The sequence below is a fragment of the Shewanella sp. FJAT-51649 genome (assembly GCF_019457435.1).
In the GTDB taxonomy this organism is placed as follows: domain Bacteria; phylum Pseudomonadota; class Gammaproteobacteria; order Enterobacterales; family Shewanellaceae; genus Shewanella; species Shewanella mangrovisoli.
Genome location: NZ_CP080411.1, coordinates 4748833 through 4770586 on the forward strand (window position 1 = coordinate 4748833; position 21754 = coordinate 4770586).

The window sequence follows — 21754 nt, forward strand, 5'->3', positions numbered from 1 at the left end:
CTGTGACCATATCGATCACTCGCGCTTGGAGAGAGCAGCTAAATTGCTTGGAATATAAACAGTAAGCTTGCATCTTCAAGCCTGGTCACTATAATGGCGACCCCGATTTCAGCACGCTGATTTTGGGTAAAATAACAACAGATCATTTAGCGGGTTCCCTCACCCCGCCCTACACAACTAAAAAGGCCACATATGTTAATGTTAACCCCTGCGCAGCTTCGCCGCGCACTCCTGCTATTAGTGGGATTTCATATACTGATTATTTGCGTCAGCAACTACTTGGTACAACTACCGTTTCAATTGTTTGGTTTTCACACCACTTGGGGCGCGTTTAGTTTTCCCTTTGTCTATCTCGCGACCGATCTCACAGTGCGCATCTTTGGACAAACACCCGCCCGTAGCATCATCCTCAAGGCCATGGTGCCCGCGTTGATGATTTCCTATGTCATGGGTGTGGTATTCCATCAAGGCAGCTTCCAAGGGATTGATTCCTTAAGCCAATGGAACACTTTTGTGTTTCGCATCGCCTTCGCTAGCTTCGCGGCTTATTTGATTGGTCAGCTGATGGATATCACAGTCTTCGCTCGCCTACGCCAAAGCCGTTCTTGGTGGGTCGCGCCTGCGGCATCGACCATTGTCGGTAACTTAGTCGACACCTTAGTGTTCTTCAGTGTCGCTTTTTATGCCTCGACAGACAGCTTTATGGCAGCCAACTGGCCCGAAATCGCGGCCGTGGATTACAGCTTCAAATTACTCGTGAGCTTAGGGTTATTCCTGCCTGCCTACGGCGTCCTGCTGAAGGTCTTACAAGACAAGATCTTGCAAACCAGTCCACAAAAATCATTTTCCTGATTAACTCAACTGGCCAGACCTGTTATAATTTGAGCAGTTTTTTGTTCAGCCCCACTGTGTTTATGCGCATTTGGGGCTGATTTTCTGTGAGAGAAAATTATGTATTCAATTGAAATCAAAGCACTGACAGCTCTGACACCTGAGTTGACCACACAGCTTATCGAACTGAGCAAGCAAATCCCTGAACTCGACCGCCCGCTAACGAGCGAAACCCTCGCGGAACGTCTCTCGGACAAAACTAGCTTGATTCTCTTAGCCTATGTGGAAGGTGAATTGGCAGGCTTTAAACTGGGATACGAGCAGGCAGATGCCGTGTTTTACAGTTGGTTAGGCGGTGTCGCGACCGACTTTAGACGTTTAGGTCTGGCACAGAGCCTATTGGAATACCAAGAAACCTGGGCGAGCCGCCAAGGTTACAAGCTGATCCAAGTAAAAACCATGAATCGCTTCCCTGCCATGCTCAATCTGCTGATTAGAAATCAATATTTGATTACTGAACTTAAGGCCGATCCACAAAGCCTGATCGACCATAAACTGCATTTAAGCAAGTCGATTGCGACAGCTTAAAAGCGATTTATATAAAAATGTGCATTTTTTGCGAGAAATAGCTTGCAAACCTAATTGAGAATGATTATCGTTAACTTGCGTTCCAAAACTCATCTTTAACACGGATGACTGGTAATCTGACGTTGTTAAAGTGCTCCTGAGTTTGCAAGCACGACATTGCTCACACACACTCTTTTGTGGCCGGATTCATCATCCGGCTTTTTTTTGCGTTTTATTCAGTAAATCAATCCCATAGTTTTTCGAACACAGTACTGCCTATGATGAAATTTCAGTGCTTTGGCCAGAAAAATGTAAGCCATCGTAGGGGTTGTTTTGCTGATCTTCCTTCGCCTCATGGTACAAGCCAATGGTGAAGATAGATCCCTTACCCAGTACAGAGCTCACTTCAATGGTGCCGCCGATTCGCTTGATAATGCCGTAACTTAAGGATAAGCCAAGGCCAGTACCGTCTTTACGTGTGGTGTAGAAGGGATCAAAAATCCGCCCTAGCTGCTCAGGGGCAATCCCCGAACCTTCGTCCTCAACCTCGATTTTCACCCCAATCGGCATATCTTGTTGCAGCCAATCATAGGTTCGCACCCAAATCCTACCTTTGCCATCCATCGCATGGGCGGCGTTAACCACAAGATTAATCAGCACTTGCAACAACTGCGGGCGATTAACCTGCACGGGGCAACTGGCGTTCAATTCAGTTATCAGCACCACTTCTTGTTTTTGAATCGAGTGCCGCACTAATACCAGCATTTCCTCGATGATAGGCGTAATGGGATGCATCTCTAAGGGGGCGTTAAACTCACCTGGACGACTGTATTGCAGCAGGCTACGGATAATAGTGCTAATGCGGCCAACCTGTTGGATAACCAGGTCGATTTCTTCTTTTACCGACTCAGCATTATCCCCAAGCTCATAACGCAGTAACTCCATATTCCCGAGGATCACCGCCGTTGGGTTGTTGATCTCATGGGCAATCCCTGCGGTTAGCTCACCCAGCGCGGTTAACTTTTCATTAGTCACTAACTGCTGACGAGTCTCATTGAGCAGCGCCACGTTGCGCTGTAACTCTAAGGTCTTGTCCTGCAGGCTTCGAGTTCGCTCCTCGACTTTCATCTCGAGTTGTTCGGCGGCGGCTTGGATTTGTGCGTTGCGCCGCTGCAATAAGTCGAGCATACGATCGAACTGCTCGGCAAGATTCGATAATTCGTTATCCCTGTCCAGCCCCAAGGCGCCAATACGCACATTGCGCCCAGACTGCACCGCTTGCACCACATGGTGAATGCGCTCTATCGGCTGCAACAAGCTGTAGGCGCCCCGGTAAACCAACAAGCCGGAGATCAGCAGCACCAGCATCAGAATTGTGCCTAATTCGATGATATTAAGCAGGTAGTTATGGATAAAGGGCGATTCTGAGAATCCGGTATAGATCATACCGACACGTTGCCCGCGGATATCTTCTAAGGGCGCGTAGGCGGAAATAAACCAATCGTTAAACACAAAGGCGCGGTCGACCCATAACTCACCATGATTCAGCACTTTTTCACGCACTTCCTCGGACACTAAACTGCCGAGCGCTCGCCCTTGGGTTTCATTCGGCTGTGGAAAAAAGTGCAAAGGCACGTTGGTGGAGACACGAATATTGTCGAGGAAGATGGTCACAGTACCGATAGAGCGCTCCGGCAATGTGCCCTTGTCGTAGACGAGGTCGCGGATATGGTCGACAATGCGGGTATCCCGATTAAACAACACACCACCATCGAGATACCAAGCCACTTTGCCCTCAAAGTCGGGAATAGGCAGCAAACTGCGGCTTAGTAAACCACGGTCTTCCACTTGCTTATTCGGGCTCTGCGCCCGCAATGTCGCCAACAGTGGGATGGCCGCCCTTTGGGCTAAGTCCGGGTCGATGCGGGCTAAACGATCGGGCGATAGCACCATCAATCCCGAATAGGGCAAGAGACCACCCATTTTCGGTAATATCTGCCGTAAATCCGGATCGGACGCCGCTTCGGCAACACTCACAAGTCGCAAGAAGTCTAAATCGAGTTGCTTTTTCTGCTCATTCAGAAAGGTATCTATGCTCGCCCTGTGGGCCAACTCACCGCTAAGAATGGGCCGAAAATCATTCTGAAAAGTCCATGAGGTCATCACTCGTTCGAGCTGTTTCTCCTGACGAACCTGCACCTGTTGCAAGGTATTTTCAGCCACAGCCAAATCGGCTTTTACCTTCATAAACAGTTGCTTGCCTGTGTAACTGATATTCCAGTAAATAGTGATAAACACTAAACTCACCAAGGTGAGCAAAATCGGCAGCAAGGTGAGGATCAGAATGCGATAACGCACTTTGGCCTGCATTTGCTGCCAACTGACACCAAAAAAGTGAGTAAAAAACGACACTTAGAACTCCTGCTCGTCGCTAACGTCAAACCACTCTTTATACTTGCGATCTAAGGTCTTACGGGAAACGCCTAAGTCCCGAGCCGCCGCCGATTTATTGCCAGAGTGCAGATCCACCACGCTAGTCACATGGTGTTTTTCTACTTCTTTCAATGGCCAATCTAAGGGATAACCTTGGGAAGCCGAAGACTCCGTCTTTACCTGTTGCTTCCAATACTCCGCCGGTGGCTTGCCCAGCAGAATGCAGCGTTCAATCATATTGCGCAGTTCACGGATATTGCCTGGCCACTCGTGCTGTTGCAGCTTCACCATATCCTCATGGCTCCACACGACTTCACGCACACCCAATTCGGCCGCTAGTTGGCGAGTAAAATGATGGGTCAATTCGACCACATCTTCCGGACGTTCGCGCAGGGGAGGAATTAAAATATCCAGAACATTCAAGCGATAATAGAGATCACGACGGAAGTTACCCGCTTCGACTTCATCCACCAGCGTACGGTTAGTGGCCGCAATCACCCGGACATCAATATTCACTTCCTTCTCACTGCCGACGGGGCGAATCGCCTTCTGTTCTAATACCCTGAGCAGGGCCGTCTGCATCTTGAGCGGCATCTCGCCAATTTCATCGAGGAAAATAGTGCCGCCGGAGGCAAAACTGAATAAGCCTTCGCGGTTACCCTTAGCGCCGGTAAAAGCACCCGCGGTATGGCCAAAGAGTTCGCTCTCCAGTAGTTCGGGGGCGATAGAGCCGCAGTTAACGGGCACAAAGGGCCCTTGGCGGCCGCTGAGTAAGTGTAATTGGCGCGCGACCAGTTCTTTACCCGTGCCAGACTCGCCTTGAATTAACACCACCGCGTTGGTCGGCGCTACGCGCTCAATCACTTGCTTAACCGACTTCATGGCCTCACTGCTACCGATAATGGTGGAGGAATAGCCAATAGAGACTTCACGGCGCAGCATCAAGTTTTCGCGGCGCAGCAAACGGCGCTCGATACAACGGTCAACCGCCGACATCATCTGCTCGAGGTGGAAGGGCTTCATAATAAAGTCTGAGGCGCCAGCCCGCAGAGCTTTAATCGCGACTTCTAAATCCGCATAGCCGGTCATAAAAATCACATCTGAGCGGCGGCCCTGTTCATCTAAGGCTTCGTGCCACTCGATTCCCGAGCGACCCGGTAAACGGATATCGACAATCAATAGGTCGAAGTGGCAGCGACTACGTAACTGCTCAGCATCTTCAATACTGCCCGCCGTTTCGACTAAGGCGAATTTCTTCGACAGCGCCTTATTCAAAAAGCTACGCATCCCCGGTTCGTCATCGACGATCAGGACAGACACAGCGGAAGGAAGGGGCTTGAGGTTATTATCTATCTGGCTCATAGTGCTCACTTCTGGACATTTTGACTCAATTGCGACCAATTCTAGCATTGAAACTAGACAAATAGGTCACTATGAACCATAAGAAGCATGCGCTGAGACAATTTGTCTGCGAACTATTTGTTGAGCCTGAGATCGGGGTCACAATTTAGATCAAGCTGTGAACGTAAATGCGTCATTATTGGTTTGGCATCCTATTTGCTTTCAATCGAACGCATTACAATTTACGGAACCTCCCACTCAGTAGGCAATTGAGTCGGAACCCTATTTTTCGCCAAGGAGTATCCATGCTAAACGTGAAATCTCATATGAAGTCATTACTGGGCCTGGTTGTTGCAGCCAGCATGCTCACAGTGTTACCCGCTCAATCGGCTGAAGTGATCAAGTTAGCCACCACCACCAGTACTGAAAACTCAGGTCTGTTAAAAGAATTACTGCCTAAGTTTGAAAGTGAATCAGGCTACAAAGTACAAGTTATCGCAACGGGTACCGGTAAAGCCCTGAAACTGGGCGAGCAAGGCGATGTGGATTTAGTCATGACCCACGCCCCAAGTGCTGAAGCAAAATTTGTTGCCGACGGTTTTGGTGTTGAGCCACGTGGCATTATGGAAAACGATTTCGTGGTGTTAGGTCCTAAAAACGACCCTGCAAAACTACGTGAAAGCAAAACTGCCGAAGAAGCCTTCGCTAAAATCGCGAAATCTGGCTTACCTTTCGTCTCTCGTGGTGATAACTCTGGCACCCACATCAAAGAGTTAGAAGTATGGAAAGCCGCAGGCGTGACTCCTGACTTCAAAGGTTACACTTCAGTCGGTCAAGGCATGGGTAAAACCCTGCTGATGGCAAACGAATTACAAGGTTATACGCTGTCTGACCGTGGTACTTTCGTGGCGTACAAAACTAAGCTGGACTTAGGCGTGGATTTCGATGGCGGTAAAACCCTAGCGAACCCATACCAAGTGATTCTGATCAACCCAGCTAAATACCCAGATCTGAACCACAAAGGCGCCAAAGCCTTCAGTGACTGGCTGATCAGCAAAGAAGGTCAAGCCATGATCAACAACTTCAAAGTTGAAGGCGAGCAACTGTTCAAGGCAACCTATAGCGAATGAGCGAAGGCTGGCTAGCACTGTTACAGCAGGCGTTAAGCCTGCTGTTTTCATTGGACCCCGACGTTTGGTCTATCATCTCTGTCTCGTTTTCGGTTTCTTTCGCGGCGCTGCTCATCACCTTAGTCCCCTCTATGGTGCTCGGTTTTGTGTTGGCGTTTGCCCATTTCCCCGGAAAGTGGTTTGTCACTAACTTAGTACAAACATTGCAATCGATCCCTACGGTCGTTATCGGCCTGCTGGTGTATCTCATCTTGACCCGCAACGGCCCGCTTGGGGATTTAAAGTGGTTGTTCACTCAAGAGGGGATGATCCTCGGCCAAATGATGATTTGTGCCCCCGTGATGATTGCCATGAGTCAAGCGGCCTTCACCAGTGTCGATCGCCGGGCATGGGAAACCTCACGTACCTTAGGTGCCTCTTGGTTTAGCGCGGTCTGGACAGTGTGCCGTGAACTGCGTATGCCATTATTGCTGGCGATTGTCGCAGCCTTTAGCCGTATTCTCACCGAAGTCGGCTGCTCTATGATGGTCGGCGGCAACATCTTAAACGTAACACGTAATATCCCGACGGCTATCGCACTGGAAACCAGTAAAGGCGATTTCGCCCAAGCTATCGCCCTCGGGTTAGTGCTGCTAATCTTGGCCTTGATCCTCAACTTTGCCTTAGGTAGTTTACGCGGCAAAGAAACGCCAAGGAGCCATTAACTTATGACCCAAGCCAAACTGATCGCCCGCGACTTGGAAATGTCCTTTGGCCCGCGCTTATTATTCAAGGCCCACAGCCTCGAGTTATGCCAAGGGAACGTGATTTATTTGCAGGGTGACAACGGCTCGGGCAAGTCGACCCTGATGAAGATCCTCGCGGGTCTACAGCCGCCATCTAAGGGCAAGATTGAAGTAAGCGGCTTTAAAAAGGACGCATGGTGGACACGTAACCCTTTGCAGGGTAAAGCCGTTTACCTCCACCAGCATCCCTATCTTTTTGATGGCACCGTCAATTACAACCTGACCTACGGCTTACCCTTTGCGGCCTCAAAAACCGAGGCCAAACGCCGAATTGGCCAAGCAATTGAGATGGCGCAACTGGGCTCGCTATTACAGGCCAGAGCCAGCAATTTATCCGGCGGCGAAAGACAACGCCTCGCCATCGCCCGCGCTTGGATTTTACAGCCAAAGTTACTGATGCTCGATGAACCGACCTCCAATATGGATAAGGACTCCCAAGCCTTAGTGCTGCAAATGATCCAACAGCTCAAACAGCAAGGGACGGGAATGCTATTAAGCAGCCATCAAAACTGTGCGCTCACCGCCATTTGCGAGCAGCAGTGGCACATTGAAGACCAACAGGTGATAACCTCCCGTCAGCAAACGCCCACAAACTCCACACAGGGATCTTTATATGTCGTTGCAAATTGATGCCGTAATTCTTGCCGGTGGTATGGCGCGCCGTATGGGCGGGGACGATAAAGGCCTCGTCGAGCTAAACGGCAAGGCCATGATTGAACACACTATCGAGCGGATAAAACCTCAGGTTAAGGAGATCCTGATCAACGCAAATCGTAACCAAACACGTTATGCTGAGTTCGGTTTCACGGTGTTAAGCGATGAGCATACTGGGTTTCTCGGCCCCTTGGCGGGCATGATCACCGCTATGGGTCACACCCAAGCAGACTATCTGCTCGTGGTGCCCTGTGATTGTCCGCTGCTGCCGCGGGATTTAGTCGCCCGCTTATTGGCCGCCATTGAGGCAAACGATGCTGAACTTGCCGTTGCCAGCGATGGTGAGCGTGAACAACCCGTGGTGATGTTATTAAAGCCGAGCCTGCGCGAGTCGATGACCGCCTTTCTCGAAGCGGGTGAGCGTAAAATTGATTTTTGGTATGCCAAACATCGCTTTGCTGTGGCGGCCTTTGCCGATCAACCCAATGCCTTTGTCAATGTGAACACGCCAGAACAAAAACAACGACTGGCTGCAGAGATAAACCAAAGCTAAGGCTTCAAATTTCCCAGATTAGAGGTGCAAATGAGTACTCCCTTCGTCAATCCGCTATCTATTCCCGTTCTCGGATTTTGTGCCTATAGCGGCACGGGGAAAACCACCCTACTCAAGCAATTGATCCCCGAATTGAATCAGCGCGGCCTGCATCTGGCGGTGATCAAACATGCTCACCACAATTTCGATGTCGATATTCCCGGTAAAGATAGCTACGAGATGCGCAAAGCCGGCGCGCGGCAAATGCTAGTCGCCTCCCATGTGCGTTGGGCGCTAATGACCGAAGATGCCCGCGATGGCGACCCAGAGTTAGTCCACCTACTCAAGCAAATTGAAGCCGATAAAGTCGATATTGTCTTAGTCGAAGGCTTTAAAAAACTCACACTGCCGAAAATTGAGCTGCACCGCGCCGCCCACGGCAAGCCGTTTATCTATACCCAAGACGACAATATTCTCGCCATCGCTTGCTGTGATGACACCGAGCTACCGAGTGAGCTAAGAAGACTCGACCTCAACGATGTCGCGCAAATTGCTGACTTTGTGATGGAATACGCCAATAGCTGGCAAGCCCCTAACCCCGCATTACCGATTGCGACTGTCGATGCCTGCACCTTGGGCAGCGATAAAAACCTCAGCGTGAGCCAAGGCTTGGCACAGATTTTATCCCACGTAGACCCCGTCACTGAGGTGGAAGATGTAGGTTTAGATGCGTTAGATAACCGTGTGCTCGCCCGCGACAGCATTTCGCCCGTGGATGTGCCGCAGCAAACCAACTCAGCGATGGATGGTTATGCCTTTGCCTATCAAGATCCGCTGCCAGCGAGCTTCAACTTAGTCGGTGAAGTCCTCGCCGGTCATCAATATTCGGGCACACTCAAAGCGGGTGAAACCGTGCGCATTATGACGGGCGCGCCCGTACCTGCTGGCGCAGATACAGTTCAACCTCGAGAGCTGGCTAACGAGGCCAATGCCAAGGTCAGTTTCGATGGCCGCATTCAGCAAGGCCAACACGTTCGCCTTGCGGGTGAAGACATAGGTCAAGGCCAAGTCGCCCTCAACCAAGCCACACGCCTAAGCGCCGCCGAACAGGGCTTATTAGCCTCCCTCGGTCTTGACCGTGTAACGGTTTATCGCCGTCCGACCGTGGCCGTGTTCTCCACAGGTGATGAAGTCAGCCAACCCGGCGAAGTACTGAATCCAAACTGTATCTATGACTCGAACCGTTACACCATCAAGGCGATGGCAAAACGCTTAGGTTGTGACGTCATTGACTTAGGCATTATCGAAGATTCCGAAAGCGCTCTCGAAGCCACCTTGACCAAAGCCGCGGCGCAGGCAGATGTGGTGATTAGCTCTGGCGGCGTTTCCGTTGGCGACGCCGACTACATCAAGGCCGTGCTAGCACGCCTTGGCAATATCGACTTCTGGCGGATCAATATGCGCCCAGGTCGTCCACTCGCCTTTGGTAAGGTCGGCGATAGCCTATTCTTCGGCTTGCCCGGCAATCCAGTGGCTGTGATGGTGTCCTTCCTGCAATTTGTGCAACCTGCACTGCGTAAACTCGCTGGCGAAACAAACTGGCAGGCACCGTTATTTCCGGCGATCACCGATGAAACCCTGCGTAGCCGCACGGGCCGTACTGAGTTTATCCGCGGAATTTATCGCCTCGGTAATGATGGCAGGCTGCACGTGACCACTACTGGCAACCAAGGTTCGGGCATGCTCAGCTCTATGGTCAAAGGCAATTGCCTTATCATCATTGGAGATGACGCTGAGGCGGTCAATGCAGGTGAAACTGTGTTTATTCAACCTTTTGCCGATCTTTTATAAGTTCAGGTAAGCTCTATGAGCCAACTTGTGGATGCCTTTGGCCGTCAGGTCGAATATTTACGACTCTCAGTGACGGATCGCTGCGACTTCCGTTGTGTCTATTGCATGACGGAAGATCCCTGCTTCTTGCCCAAGGACCATGTACTGCACCTCGAAGAGTTGGCTTGGATTGCCCAAGCCTTTACTGAACTGGGGGTGACTAAAATTCGCCTCACAGGCGGCGAGCCGCTGGTGCGTAGCGATTGTGATCAACTGGTGCACTTACTGGGCAAGCTCCCAGGGCTCAAAGATTTATCGATGACCACCAATGGTTCTAGGCTCAGTAAGTTTGCCAAGCCTATGTTTGATGCGGGTCTTAAGCGCTTAAACATCAGCCTAGATACCCTTAACCCCGAACTCTTTACCCAACTGACGCGCAACGGCAAATTAGCACGTGTTATCGAAGGGATTGATGCGGCCATCGCCGCAGGTTTTGAGCGGATTAAAATCAATGCGGTGATCCTAAAGCAGCAAAACGATCATGAAGTGATTGATCTGGTTAATTTTTGCCGTGACCGCAACCTAGATATCGCCTTTATTGAAGAAATGCCGCTGGGTGAAATGGACGAGCGTAAAGAAGCGCGCCATTGCAGCAGTGATGAAGTTAAGGCCATCATTAACGAGCATTATCCCTTGCAGCTTTCTAATAAACGCACTGGCGGCCCCGCGCGTTACTACACCATGGCAAATAGCCCGATTCACATCGGGTTTATCTCACCCCATAGCCACAACTTTTGCCACGAATGTAATAGGGTGCGCGTGACCGTAGAAGGGCAATTGTTGCTCTGCCTAGGTAATGAACACTCCATTGATTTAAAAAGCATTGTGCGAGAATATCCCGGGGACATTGAACGCCTTAAAACCGCGATTCTCCAAGGTATTAAGCTCAAACCTAAGCAGCATGTTTTCGATAATAACGGCGTGCAAATCCTGCGCTTTATGAATAGCACTGGCGGTTAACCCCTTCGTCATAGGGCTAGCATCTCTATTTTGCCGTGATACACTCAAGGCATCAGTCCCTTTTTTGTGTCACTCTTGCCATGGCGCTTACTCGTAAACAGTGGAATAACATCATTATTCTTGCCTGCATTTTTATCATTGCGGTGCTGACGTTTATGGACAAAAAAACCCATAATGTGCCGAGTGATGCCCAACTATTATTTGATGACAATGCCCCGCTGGCACAGTTGCAGCTAGATGGTGTGTGGCTGCATAAGCAAGCCTCGGGTTGGGAGTGCGATCCGCTGGTGCTCAACTGCACGCAATGGGTCAAGGCTTGGCAAGGCCTAAGAGTCTCACCCCTCAGCGAGGCACCACAACCCACGGGCAAGCCACAGGAACTGGTGATCCAAATTGCCGAGATCCGCCAATCGCAACGTTGGATTTATTTCCCCGAGGACGGTGTACTCAAGTCACCCGCTGGCAACTGGTATTTAGTGCCCCCCAGCCTAAGGGCCGATTTACAACCGATCCTCGATGCCAAATCCACCAGCTAATTTATTACCTAAAAGAACTCAATCATGCCGGAATTACCAGAAGTCGAAGTCACCCGTCAGGGTATAGCCCCATATCTTGTCGAACAAACCGTGGTTGACCTCGTAGTCCGTAACGCCTCACTGCGTTGGCCCGTTCCCGAACTTGCCAAACAGATCATCGGCCAAACCATACGCCAAGTGCGCCGCCGCGCTAAATATCTGTTAATCGATACCGATGCCGGCACCAGCATAGTGCATTTGGGAATGTCGGGCAGTTTGCGGATCCTGCCCCATGACACGCCAGTGGAGAAGCACGACCATATCGATCTCGTCCTCGCCAATGGCCGTATTCTGCGCTTTAACGATCCAAGACGTTTCGGCGCTTGGTTATGGTGCCAGTTGCCAGAGGAAGCCCATCCACTGCTGAAAAAACTCGGGCCAGAACCTCTGACCGATGCCTTTAACGTCAATCAGTTAGCTGCCGTGCTGGCGGGCAAGAAGAAGGCGATCAAACTCTGCCTGATGGATAACCATATTGTGGTGGGTGTGGGAAATATTTACGCCAATGAAGCCCTGTTTGCCGCAGGGATACACCCCGAGGCAGAAGCAGGCAAGATAGATATTGAACGCTTAACGGTACTGGTTGCCGAGGTCAAACAAATCCTCGCCCACGCCATTAAGCAGGGTGGCACTACGCTTAAGGACTTCACCAATGCCGAGGGTAAACCTGGCTATTTCGCGCAAAAGCTGCATGTTTACGGCCGCGGCGGCGAAACCTGCACTGAGTGCGGCAATCTACTCAGCGAAATCCGCCTTGGTCAACGCACCACAGTATTTTGCGGTATCTGCCAGACGCGTTAATCTCGCCGATAAAAATGCCTGCAATCGCAGGCATTTTTAGCTTCTTCGATATGGCCTTTGATTACTCTTTTAACCAACGGCCAGGATGGTCGGTAAAGTAACGGTACTCACGCTCTGGCGCTTGGCACTGAGGCTTAAGCTCTGACGCAGATAACAAAATCCACTCGTCACGGTGGGCAATCCCCATGCTCTTACCGCCTTTGATATCGAAACAACTCAGCTCGGCACCGCTAGGCACTAACACATAACGCTGTTTGTTCTCCTGCATCCATTGCCACGCGTTACGCTCTTGCTCTTCTAGCGGCGCGAGGTAACTAAAGTGCGTCACACTCATGGGCGAGAACAGGATAAATTGCTCTTTAAAGTTTACTAGGCCAAGTTCGGCATCCTCACCTATCACCTCGGCAGTGTGTAGCATCAGGCTTCTGGGGGTGCGCATTTCATCGAGCATAGCGTAACCCCAAGTGCTCACCAGCACCCAGCCCAAGGCTGAAACCAGCCCCACCTTGACCAGTGCAAACTGACGACGCGCCAGCCACAGCAAGGCACACCAAAGCCCCCCGAGCAAAATAAATAAGTAACCAATGCCAGTGAGATCATCGGTATAATCCGCCAGCGCTTTGACAAGTGCAGGGTGATGGATAAATGCCAGCACGCCGGCCACTAACACGAGTGCCCCCAAGAACCACAGCACACCAGTGACTAGTTTTTCAAACCAAGCTTTGGGGGAAACACCCGTTAATACCGCCGATGCCGCCAAGGCCAACATAGGTAATGCGGGCAGAATATACACGTTGCGCTTGCCCGGGCTGATACTGAAAAACAGCACCACGAGCCCGACCCAAATCAGCAGAATCGCGATGGTAGGATCGGCTTTCACCTTTTGCAGCCACTGTTTCCAATAGGCGACCACCAGCAACGAAATCGGGAACCACATCCAAGGGATAACGCTCAGCACGAAGAAATACCAAGGCTTGATATGGTGCCAAGCATTAACGTAACGCTCGCCCGTTTGCTTAAACAAAATATTATTTTGATAGGCCACCATCTCGGGTGTGCCATGGGCTTGAACCGTCATCACCATAGGTACTAACCAACAGGCAATCACAGCCAGCATGGCCAACGGCCCTGCGAGGCAAAGCCAAGTTAAGCGGCCCTCGAAACGGGTCTTATCTTTGAAGGCGTAAATCCCAATCGGAATGAGCAACAATAGGGGCAAGAAACCAACCCCCTTAGTGATCACCCCAAGCCCCATAAATGCCCAGCCAATAAAATACCAATGCCACTTAGGCCCAAGCATAAAATGCCTGATTAATCCGTAACATCCCACGGTTATCCAGCACATCACCATGGCATCTATCTGGGCATTTTTCGCCTGCATCAAAAACTGCGGCACGATAAGGAGCAATAGTGCGGCGTTGCGGCCAACCCGCACATTCCACAATCTGGCGCCCAGATCATAAACAAGAAATACCGTCAGCAAGCCACAGAGGGCATTGGGGAGTAAGAAGGAGAGTTTTAACGAGCCTGTGAGTTGATAAAACAGGGCGATGGCCCACATAAACACTGGCGGCTTATCGGGATAATATTCCCCGCCCCGGGTAGGGAATAACCATTGACCCGAGGCAACCATCTCCCGCGCGACCTCAACAAACCGTGGCTCGTCGGCCGGCCAAGGGGAACGAAAACCTATGCCAACCAGTAAGATCAACAAACTCATCAACAGCAGCGGCCAGAGTACTTGGTAATAATCTTCGCTATTGAAACGACGATTCAATGCATCCATTCCTAATCCCTATTTAGTTTTCCAATTCATCCACCTGCTTGCGCAGGCTCGAACGGTAAAGGTAAGCGCCGATAAGACTCGAGATAATAAACAGCCCGATACTAATCCCCAGTTGGTTATGATCAGATAAGCCAATGCCCGCGCCCGCAAAACTGAATATCAGCATCTGCGGCAAATAACCCAGCACGCTGCCAAACATAAATCCCCCCGCGGGGATATGTGTCGCCCCCGCAAACAGATTCGTCAGCAGATTACTGCCCACAGGCAACAGACGGATCATTAAGACTTTTAACCAAGTCCGATGAAGGATCAGCGCCTCAAACTTTTGTAAACGATTGCCAAAACGTCGTTGCAGGCTGCTTCGAATGGTTAATCTCGCGGTATAAAACGCCAACACACAACCCAGCAATACCGCTAAGGTGGAAAATAGACCGCCATAGATACCGCCGAGGGCAAAGCCAAATACAAAGGCAATCACCTGCCTCGGCCCACCGACAGCGGTAAACAAGGCGCCCACCATCAGCAATACCGTCAGCGCATAGACCCCTTGAGCGGCAATAAAGTGTGCCACCCAATTGCTATCGGTCACATGCTCGAATAACCCTTGCTGGGCCGCAAACATTAACACCAGCAAAATAAAGACGATAAAAATCGCCTTATAGAGTCGCTTCATCTTAATCGTGCCAACTGGTTTCGCTACGGGCGACCTTAGCGATTTTCGCCCTGCGACCGAGCCACATGACGCCCATGATGTCGACAATCCCGACCCAGACCCGATTCCAAGCGGTATATTTAGACACGCCTACTTGGCGATCCCTATGATTAACCACAGAAATAAACACTTCGCCCCCCATGCGGCGCACCAGTGCTGGGATATATCTGTGCATATGGTCGAAGTAAGGCATACGTAGAAAGGTTTCACGGGGGAAGAGTTTTAGGCCACATCCGGTATCGGGTACGCCATCGTGTAACAGTGCATCACGCACTTTATTGGCAAAGCGGGACTGGAAGCGCTTCCATGCCGTGTCCTTGCGGTTTTTGCGATAGCCTGCAATACAAAAATGTTCGGCATGAATTTGCGGCAATTGGGCCAACATGGCGGGAATATCCGCAGGGTCGTTTTGCCCATCGGCATCTAAGGTGACGATATACTTACCGCGGGCATGTAAAACACCAGTGGAGATCGCGGTACTTTGGCCCGTACTGCGCTCATGACGAATGGCTTTAGCATCGCATTGCATCACCTCGGCGGTGTGCATCACCTCACCAAAAGTGTCGTCCTGACTACCGTCGTCGACAACAAGAATTTCAAACTCAGTCAACCCTTGCAGGGCTTGGCATATTTCTTTCATTAATGGGCCAATATTGCCCACTTCATCTTTTGCGGGGATCACGACTGAAATCACATTAAGGCTCCAAGCTTAATAACCATGAGTACGGTAACATAGGATTGTGGCAAACAAAAATCTGTATCGATAGGATGTTATGAATTAAACAGTATGCAGGACCAGCATTGTATACGGGTGAAAATCGAGAAAAGAGCACTTAATTTGGAACTGTGAATTTCATCGAAATGACATGTTTTATCTCCGCAGAAAATGCTAGTTTGGGAAACAAAATGCCAAACTGTATAAAACCTATGAACATAGTTGTGGTTGGAATGGGCTATGTTGGCCTGTCGAACGCGGTTTTACTCGCCCAGCAAAACCATGTAGTAGCGATTGATTTGATGCCCGAGCGCGTCGCGTTAGTTAATGCGCGTAAACCAACGGTCGCCGACAGTCTGATTGAAGAATACCTGCAGCATAAAGCCTTAAATCTCAGTGCCACGACCGACAAAAACGTCGTGAAAGAAGCCGATTTTGTCATCATAGCCACACCTACGGATTACGACCCACAAACCAACTACTTTAATACTCAATCGGTAGAACGGGTCGCGAAGGAAGTACTCACCCTGAATCCCGACACCACCATTGTCATCAAATCGACTGTGCCAGTGGGTTTTACCGAAGGGCTAAGAAACAAACTCAACAGTGACAATATCTTATTTTCGCCGGAGTTTTTGCGTGAAGGTAAGGCGCTTTACGATAACCTCCACCCATCACGGATCATAGTGGGTGAACGTTCCGAGCGGGCCCAAGCCTTTGCCAATCTGCTTGCCCGCGCCGCCATTAAACAAGATATTCCGATTTTACTCACAGATAGCACTGAGGCCGAGGCGATTAAGTTGTTTGCCAACACGTTTTTAGCCATGCGCGTCGCCTACTTTAATGAGTTGGACACCTATGCGGAGAGCCGAGGGCTCAACACCCGTCAGATTATCGAAGGCGTATGTTTAGATCCGCGCATCGGCGATTACTATAACAACCCGTCCTTCGGTTATGGCGGTTACTGCCTGCCCAAGGACACTAAGCAATTGTTAGCCAACTATAACGATGTGCCTAACAATCTCATCAGCGCCATTGTCGATTCCAACACGACCCGCAAAGACTTTATCGCCAACGCTATTATCAGTAAGCAACCGAAGCGAGTAGGGATCTATCGCTTAATCATGAAATCCGACTCAGACAACTTCCGCGCCTCGGCGGTACAGGGCGTGATGAAACGCATTAAGGCCAAGGGCATCGAAGTCGTAGTCTATGAGCCCGTACTCAAGGAAGACGAGTTTTTTAACTCGAAAGTGATCCGCGATTTACACGAGTTTAAAGCCATGTGCGATGTGATCATTTCTAACCGTATGGCTAATGAACTCGAAGATGTCGCCGCTAAAGTCTACACTCGGGATCTGTTCCATCACGACTAAGCGTCCAAAATATAAAGGTTTACTATGAAATACTTAGTCACAGGCGCCGCCGGATTTATCGGCGCTAAAGTCAGTGAGCGCCTCTGCGCACAGGGCCATGAAGTTGTCGGTATCGATAACCTCAATGACTATTATGATGTCGGCTTAAAACTCGCTCGGTTGGCCCCCCTCGAGGCGTTAAGCAATTTCCGTTTTATCAAACTGGACTTAGCCGACAGAGAAGGCATAGCGGCATTGTTTGCAGAGCAAGATTTTCAACGGGTTATCCATCTCGCCGCGCAGGCTGGGGTGCGCTACTCCCTCGATAATCCCCTCGCCTATGTCGATAGCAATTTAGTCGGGCATCTCACCATTTTAGAGGGCTGTCGCCACCATAAGATTGAGCATCTCGTCTATGCCTCTTCATCCTCTGTGTATGGCTTGAATCAAAAGATGCCATTTTCGACCGAGGACAGCGTCGATCATCCGATATCCCTGTACGCAGCGACCAAGAAAGCCAACGAGTTAATGTCGCACACTTACTCGCATCTCTATCAGTTACCCACCACTGGATTGCGCTTTTTTACCGTGTATGGCCCCTGGGGACGACCCGATATGGCCTTGTTTAAATTCACAAAAGCGATTCTCGCAGGCGATACTATCGATGTGTATAACCATGGCGATCTCAGCCGTGATTTCACCTATATCGACGATATCGTTGAGGGCATTATCAGGGTGCAAGACAAGCCCCCTCACCCAACACCGGACTGGCGTGTTGAAACCGGCACACCCGCCAACAGCAGCGCCCCCTATCGCGTATTCAACATCGGCAATGGCAGCCCAGTGCAATTGCTGGATTTTATTACCGCACTCGAAAGTGCGCTCGGCATTGAGGCTAAAAAACAATTCTTACCCATGCAGCCCGGAGATGTGCATTCCACTTGGGCCGATACCGAAGACCTGTTTAAGGCCGTGGGTTATAAACCACAAGTGGATATCAATACCGGGGTGAGCAGATTTGTCGAGTGGTACCGCGCGTTTTATGCGAAGTAAGCTCTTTGAGAAAACAAAAAGGCCTGTTAATTTGCAGGCCTTTTTATTGGATTAACGCTTAAAAACGGTATTCAAAACTGCTGAAGAAAGTCGCATTAGTATCGTTTTCTTGTACATCAAATTCCGATCTCGATACTGTACCGCCCAGACTCCACATACCCTTCCACACAGGCATACGATAGGAAAGCTCCAGCATCAGCAAGTCTTCCTTCGGTGGCTGTGGCGCCCATGTGGTCGCCACATTAGTGCCGTCTTTATTCAACTTGGCATAACGCAGGAGCGAGGTAAAACCGCGGCTGTTATGGAACTGGCCAACTAAACCCAACACAAAAACTTGAGCATCGCTATCATAGGTCGAACCTAAGGCTCTACCGTAGTAACGCGCTCCACTCATGTAGACAGGATCTTCATAGAAGCAGTTAGGCTTGCCATCACACTCGACAAAGGTATCCGAGTATTCCATAAATAGCTTGAATTGCTTACCCGACGTGCCGAAATGGGTATCTATCCCCCAAAGTGAGCCGCAATCGCTGCCGTTTTCACAGCTTTGTTCAAGGTACAAACCCACGGGAATATCCTGCCAAGTATCGGCATAACGTAAATCGATGCTCTGGGTTCTATGGCCCGCGTCGCGACGTTGATCGGCCAAGCAAGAATCCGAACCGTCGATGCACACCGCATTGCTTGCCACCGAGTCCCACCAAGAATCGAAGTCGCAATTCTGCCCTTCACCACAAAATAGTGTCGACCAAGACAGGCCAATTTCTAGCTGCTGAAGGGGTTTGGCGGTAAAGCGCATATCCCATTCCGCCGTTTTAGGCACGGCGCGCTCTTTTTCGGCAATGCTAAAACCTGTCTTGAAGGTCCAAGGCCCAATCCAAGATAACCATGGCGTTTCGAAGGCGGCAGCATTATTACGGCTGAGCGACAGTGACTGCATAGGGCGCGCGTTGTTAGAACGATGCAATGCCGAGTCAAATCCCGGGCCCCACCATTGCTCAACCGTGCCTAAAGTCGCAATCCAGTTACCCATGATCACCGCAAAGTAAGACTCATCGAGACGGAAGTTTTTGTTATCTTGCGGATCGTACGTCTCGGCAACTGTGGTTTTATAGGCCACACGCGAACCTAAGTATTCGTAGGAGGCTTTAGCCTCACCCTTTTCACGATAGTCGGAGCCATAATGCTGGAAGCGAGCGGGATCGGTCGCGCCCGAGAGTTTAACCCTAGCATTGCCGCGATTATCGACGGCATTTTGATAATAAAAGTTAACTCTGGCAAAGGCTTGCACTAATCGGGGAGACAATAGTTCGGGTTCGACTTTTGCTAAGTCGCCACCAATCCCCGACCACATCAAGGGGAAGGTATTCACAGGCACACGGATCACGCCCGCATCGGCCAGTGCTTGAATATCGGCCCTTAAATAAATGTCCGAGGCATCCACCCAAGGGGCGGCAGCGACGGAAGCAGAAAACAATAAACCAGATGCAACGCTAGCAACGAGGATAGTGGGGGTCAAAAAAGCCTTCATAACATCCTTTTCATTATCATCGCGAGGCCTGATGCCTCAAAGGTTTTATAGAAATACTCAGCCTTATCAGGCTTTTGCAAGGTTAAGCTTGGCGGTCAACGCGCTTGCCACCTCAGGGTGTACAAATTGACTCACATCGCCGCCATGCAGCGCAACTTCCTTCACTAAGGTGGAAGAAATAAAGGAGTTTTCTTCGGCCGGTGTTAAAAATACGCTCTCAAGATCAGGGCTTAATCTGCGATTCATGTTGGCCAATTGGAATTCATACTCAAAGTCGGAAACTGCACGCAAACCACGCACTAGCACGCTCGCACGCTGTTCCTTGGCAAAATCCACCAGCAGGCCCGAAAACCCAACCACTTCCACATTATCCAAATGGGCAGTGACGCGGTTTACTAGCTCAACGCGCTCCTCGAGAGTAAACCTTGGCTGCTTGGATGGATTGGCCGCAATGCCAATAATCACATGCTTAAACAACTTAGCCGCACGCTCAATCAAATCGGCATGACCATTGGTAATGGGATCGAAGGTCCCAGGATAAATCGCTCTTGTATGCACTTTGCTGACTCGACTCAGATAGATACCCAAAAATCATTGTCGCCAGTCTACTCGTTTTAGCCACTTGAGTGAATCATCCCGATAAAAACCGCTGAAAATCCGGTTAAAAATTGAAATACTGGCAAGAATTCCTCGGATTAAGCCCATGTAAAGGCATGAGCTGATATAATGCCGACTCGCTATATATTGGATTAAGTAGGCAGCGGCTTTTCGTCCAACCTCGATGGATTGAAACCACACCACAACCGATTAAGTCCACGTAATCAGAGCACTTATATGAAAAAAATCGCCATTTTTTGCCATAACTTTTTCTCGAACGGCACAGTCAAGATCGCCTTATCCCAGGCAGAAGTGCTGCAGGAAGCCGGGCAAGATGTTCACCTCTTTGTGTTCCATAAAGAAGGGGATTTTATGCCGCCAGAAAATGTGACGATTCATTACCTATATGAAGCAGGTCAAAAGCCAAGCCTACAGGAGCAAAGACAACGCCTGCAGGCCAAGGTGGCCGAAGCGGAACAATCGGGTAAGTTCTCGCTATTTTTAAGTAACTCCACCGACTGCGATGTGGTTGTTTCCGGCTGCGATTTCGATCCCTGCTACTACTTTTGCCACTGCGCCCTTAAGCAAGAACTCTTGATGGAATTAAAGCGTGGTCCAGTGCATTTCTGGCGTCGCTGGAAAAAGGCCAAGGCACTGATTGGTAAAAAGATCATTACGGTTTCCAATGGGATTGCCGATGAGCTAAGAGCCACTTCTTGGCTGAAGCCACAAAGCGTTCAGACCATCTACAATCCCTTTAGATTGGAAGAAATCCGCAAGAAGACTGAGGAAGAAATTGCCGAGATCCCAAGCGAGCCTTATATGATCCATGTCGGCCGCGTGACACGGCAGAAACGCCACGACATTTTATTTAAGGCACTTAGGGATATGCCAACGGCCCCTGAGCTTGTCCTGCTGTGCAACCGCCCTAAAAAGGCACGCAAACTCGCTAAGAAATACGGTGTCGAACACAGAATCATCACGCCAGGGTTCCAACACAATCCCTACGCCTGGATTGCCAAAGCCGAGTTGATGTTACTCAGCTCAGATTTTGAAGGCCTACCGACCGTTGTGATTGAGTCTTTAGCCTGTGGTACGCCTGTCGTCAGTACGGATTGCCCACACGGGCCCAATGAAATTCTCACAGGGCATTTAGCACAATATCTCGTCCCCGTTCGCCAACCCGCGCTGTTGGCACAAAAGGCACTGGAGTGTCTGGCCTCACCACCCGCTTTAGACAATCTAGAAATATTAAAGGCCGTAGACAGCCAATATATTGCCGCTCAATATATTAACTTAGCGAAATAAATTTTCACTTTTAATTAGAACGCCATTTCTTATATTGGCGTTCTAATTAATATCGCAACAAATTGATACAGCATGAAACACTATTTAAAATAAAAATTAATATAACAAATGTATCAACAAACCATTAATGTCATCATACTTATTGATTAAGGTGATACAAATTAAAAACATTTAACGAACAATTAATTATATAATACC

Annotated in this window: 20 protein-coding genes; 13 read left to right on the forward strand and 7 right to left on the reverse strand. The window is 49.8% G+C overall.

What is annotated here, in order from left to right; all coding sequences use genetic code 11:
- Window positions 1–192 precede the first annotated feature (192 nt).
- Window positions 193–852: a 7-cyano-7-deazaguanine/7-aminomethyl-7-deazaguanine transporter gene (locus tag K0H59_RS20790; RefSeq protein ID WP_039977624.1), complete on the forward strand. Its 660-nt coding sequence runs from the start codon at window positions 193–195 to the stop codon at window positions 850–852.
- A gap of 99 nt (window positions 853–951) precedes the next feature.
- Window positions 952–1419: a GNAT family N-acetyltransferase gene (locus K0H59_RS20795; protein WP_088212781.1), complete on the forward strand. Its 468-nt coding sequence runs from the start codon at window positions 952–954 to the stop codon at window positions 1417–1419.
- A 255-nt stretch (window positions 1420–1674) separates the two neighbouring features.
- On the opposite strand, the gene K0H59_RS20800 is transcribed toward K0H59_RS20795, so the two are convergent.
- A complete protein-coding gene (locus tag K0H59_RS20800) occupies window positions 1675–3810 on the reverse strand; it encodes a cache domain-containing protein (RefSeq protein WP_220054265.1) in 2136 nt (711 codons plus the stop codon).
- Window positions 3811–5193: a sigma-54 dependent transcriptional regulator gene (locus tag K0H59_RS20805; protein ID WP_011718787.1), complete on the reverse strand. Its 1383-nt coding sequence runs from the start codon at window positions 5191–5193 to the stop codon at window positions 3811–3813. It abuts the gene before it with no gap.
- A gap of 284 nt (window positions 5194–5477) precedes the next feature.
- On the opposite strand from K0H59_RS20805, the gene K0H59_RS20810 reads away from it, so the two are divergent.
- The 8 genes from K0H59_RS20810 to mutM all read left to right on the forward strand — a co-directional run bounded on the left by K0H59_RS20810 (window position 5478) and on the right by mutM (window position 12499).
- Complete coding sequence (locus tag K0H59_RS20810; RefSeq protein ID WP_011624595.1) at window positions 5478–6302, forward strand: substrate-binding domain-containing protein; 825 nt, start codon at window positions 5478–5480, stop codon at window positions 6300–6302.
- Window positions 6299–7006, forward strand: coding sequence for an ABC transporter permease (locus K0H59_RS20815; RefSeq protein ID WP_011624596.1), 708 nt, complete (start codon window positions 6299–6301; stop codon window positions 7004–7006). The genes K0H59_RS20810 and K0H59_RS20815 overlap by 4 nt, the downstream gene beginning before the upstream one ends.
- A gap of 3 nt (window positions 7007–7009) precedes the next feature.
- The gene (locus K0H59_RS20820) at window positions 7010–7717 is read left to right on the forward strand and encodes an energy-coupling factor ABC transporter ATP-binding protein (RefSeq protein ID WP_220054266.1); all 708 of its coding nucleotides are present in this window, start codon (window positions 7010–7012) and stop codon (window positions 7715–7717) included.
- Window positions 7701–8294, forward strand: coding sequence for a molybdenum cofactor guanylyltransferase MobA (gene mobA / locus K0H59_RS20825; protein ID WP_023266178.1), 594 nt, complete (start codon window positions 7701–7703; stop codon window positions 8292–8294). Before K0H59_RS20820 ends, mobA begins: the two co-directional genes overlap by 17 nt.
- A gap of 30 nt (window positions 8295–8324) precedes the next feature.
- Window positions 8325–10124 (forward strand): bifunctional molybdopterin-guanine dinucleotide biosynthesis adaptor protein MobB/molybdopterin molybdotransferase MoeA, encoded by a 1800-nt coding sequence (locus K0H59_RS20830; RefSeq protein ID WP_220054267.1) that lies wholly within the window; start codon window positions 8325–8327, stop codon window positions 10122–10124.
- Between the two features lie 15 nt (window positions 10125–10139).
- Window positions 10140–11123 carry a GTP 3',8-cyclase MoaA gene (gene moaA / locus K0H59_RS20835; protein ID WP_220054268.1) on the forward strand — a complete coding sequence of 328 codons (984 nt, stop codon included), beginning with the start codon at window positions 10140–10142 and terminating at the stop codon, window positions 11121–11123.
- A gap of 80 nt (window positions 11124–11203) precedes the next feature.
- Window positions 11204–11659 carry a hypothetical protein gene (locus K0H59_RS20840; protein WP_088212774.1) on the forward strand — a complete coding sequence of 152 codons (456 nt, stop codon included), beginning with the start codon at window positions 11204–11206 and terminating at the stop codon, window positions 11657–11659.
- A gap of 24 nt (window positions 11660–11683) precedes the next feature.
- A complete protein-coding gene (gene mutM, locus K0H59_RS20845) occupies window positions 11684–12499 on the forward strand; it encodes a bifunctional DNA-formamidopyrimidine glycosylase/DNA-(apurinic or apyrimidinic site) lyase (protein WP_220054269.1) in 816 nt (271 codons plus the stop codon).
- A 61-nt stretch (window positions 12500–12560) separates the two neighbouring features.
- Here mutM and K0H59_RS20850 read toward each other — a convergent pair whose 3' ends face one another.
- From K0H59_RS20850 to K0H59_RS20860, 3 genes are read right to left on the reverse strand one after another with little or no spacing between them, the layout of a single operon-like run.
- A complete protein-coding gene (locus tag K0H59_RS20850) occupies window positions 12561–14285 on the reverse strand; it encodes a glycosyltransferase family 39 protein (protein ID WP_220054270.1) in 1725 nt (574 codons plus the stop codon).
- 13 nt (window positions 14286–14298) lie between these two features.
- Window positions 14299–14958 carry a TVP38/TMEM64 family protein gene (locus K0H59_RS20855; RefSeq protein WP_220054271.1) on the reverse strand — a complete coding sequence of 220 codons (660 nt, stop codon included), beginning with the start codon at window positions 14956–14958 and terminating at the stop codon, window positions 14299–14301.
- A 1-nt stretch (window position 14959) separates the two neighbouring features.
- The gene (locus tag K0H59_RS20860) at window positions 14960–15691 is read right to left on the reverse strand and encodes a glycosyltransferase family 2 protein (RefSeq protein ID WP_011624605.1); all 732 of its coding nucleotides are present in this window, start codon (window positions 15689–15691) and stop codon (window positions 14960–14962) included.
- Window positions 15692–15924: 233 nt separating this feature from the next.
- Between K0H59_RS20860 and K0H59_RS20865 the strand changes: the two genes are divergently transcribed.
- Together K0H59_RS20865 and K0H59_RS20870 are read left to right on the forward strand one after the other, a co-directional pair.
- Window positions 15925–17088: a nucleotide sugar dehydrogenase gene (locus tag K0H59_RS20865; RefSeq protein WP_088212770.1), complete on the forward strand. Its 1164-nt coding sequence runs from the start codon at window positions 15925–15927 to the stop codon at window positions 17086–17088.
- 24 nt (window positions 17089–17112) lie between these two features.
- Complete coding sequence (locus tag K0H59_RS20870; protein WP_220054272.1) at window positions 17113–18120, forward strand: NAD-dependent epimerase; 1008 nt, start codon at window positions 17113–17115, stop codon at window positions 18118–18120.
- Between the two features lie 58 nt (window positions 18121–18178).
- On the opposite strand, the gene K0H59_RS20875 is transcribed toward K0H59_RS20870, so the two are convergent.
- A complete protein-coding gene (locus K0H59_RS20875) occupies window positions 18179–19651 on the reverse strand; it encodes a capsule assembly Wzi family protein (protein ID WP_220054273.1) in 1473 nt (490 codons plus the stop codon).
- 66 nt (window positions 19652–19717) lie between these two features.
- Entirely contained in the window at window positions 19718–20209 is a 492-nt protein-coding gene (gene coaD, locus K0H59_RS20880) for a pantetheine-phosphate adenylyltransferase (protein ID WP_011718800.1), read from the reverse strand.
- Between the two features lie 276 nt (window positions 20210–20485).
- Here coaD and K0H59_RS20885 point away from each other — a divergent pair, with 276 nt between their 5' ends.
- Window positions 20486–21556, forward strand: a complete 1071-nt coding sequence (locus K0H59_RS20885) for a glycosyltransferase (RefSeq protein ID WP_220054274.1) — start codon at window positions 20486–20488, stop codon at window positions 21554–21556.
- Window positions 21557–21754: the final 198 nt, after the last annotated feature.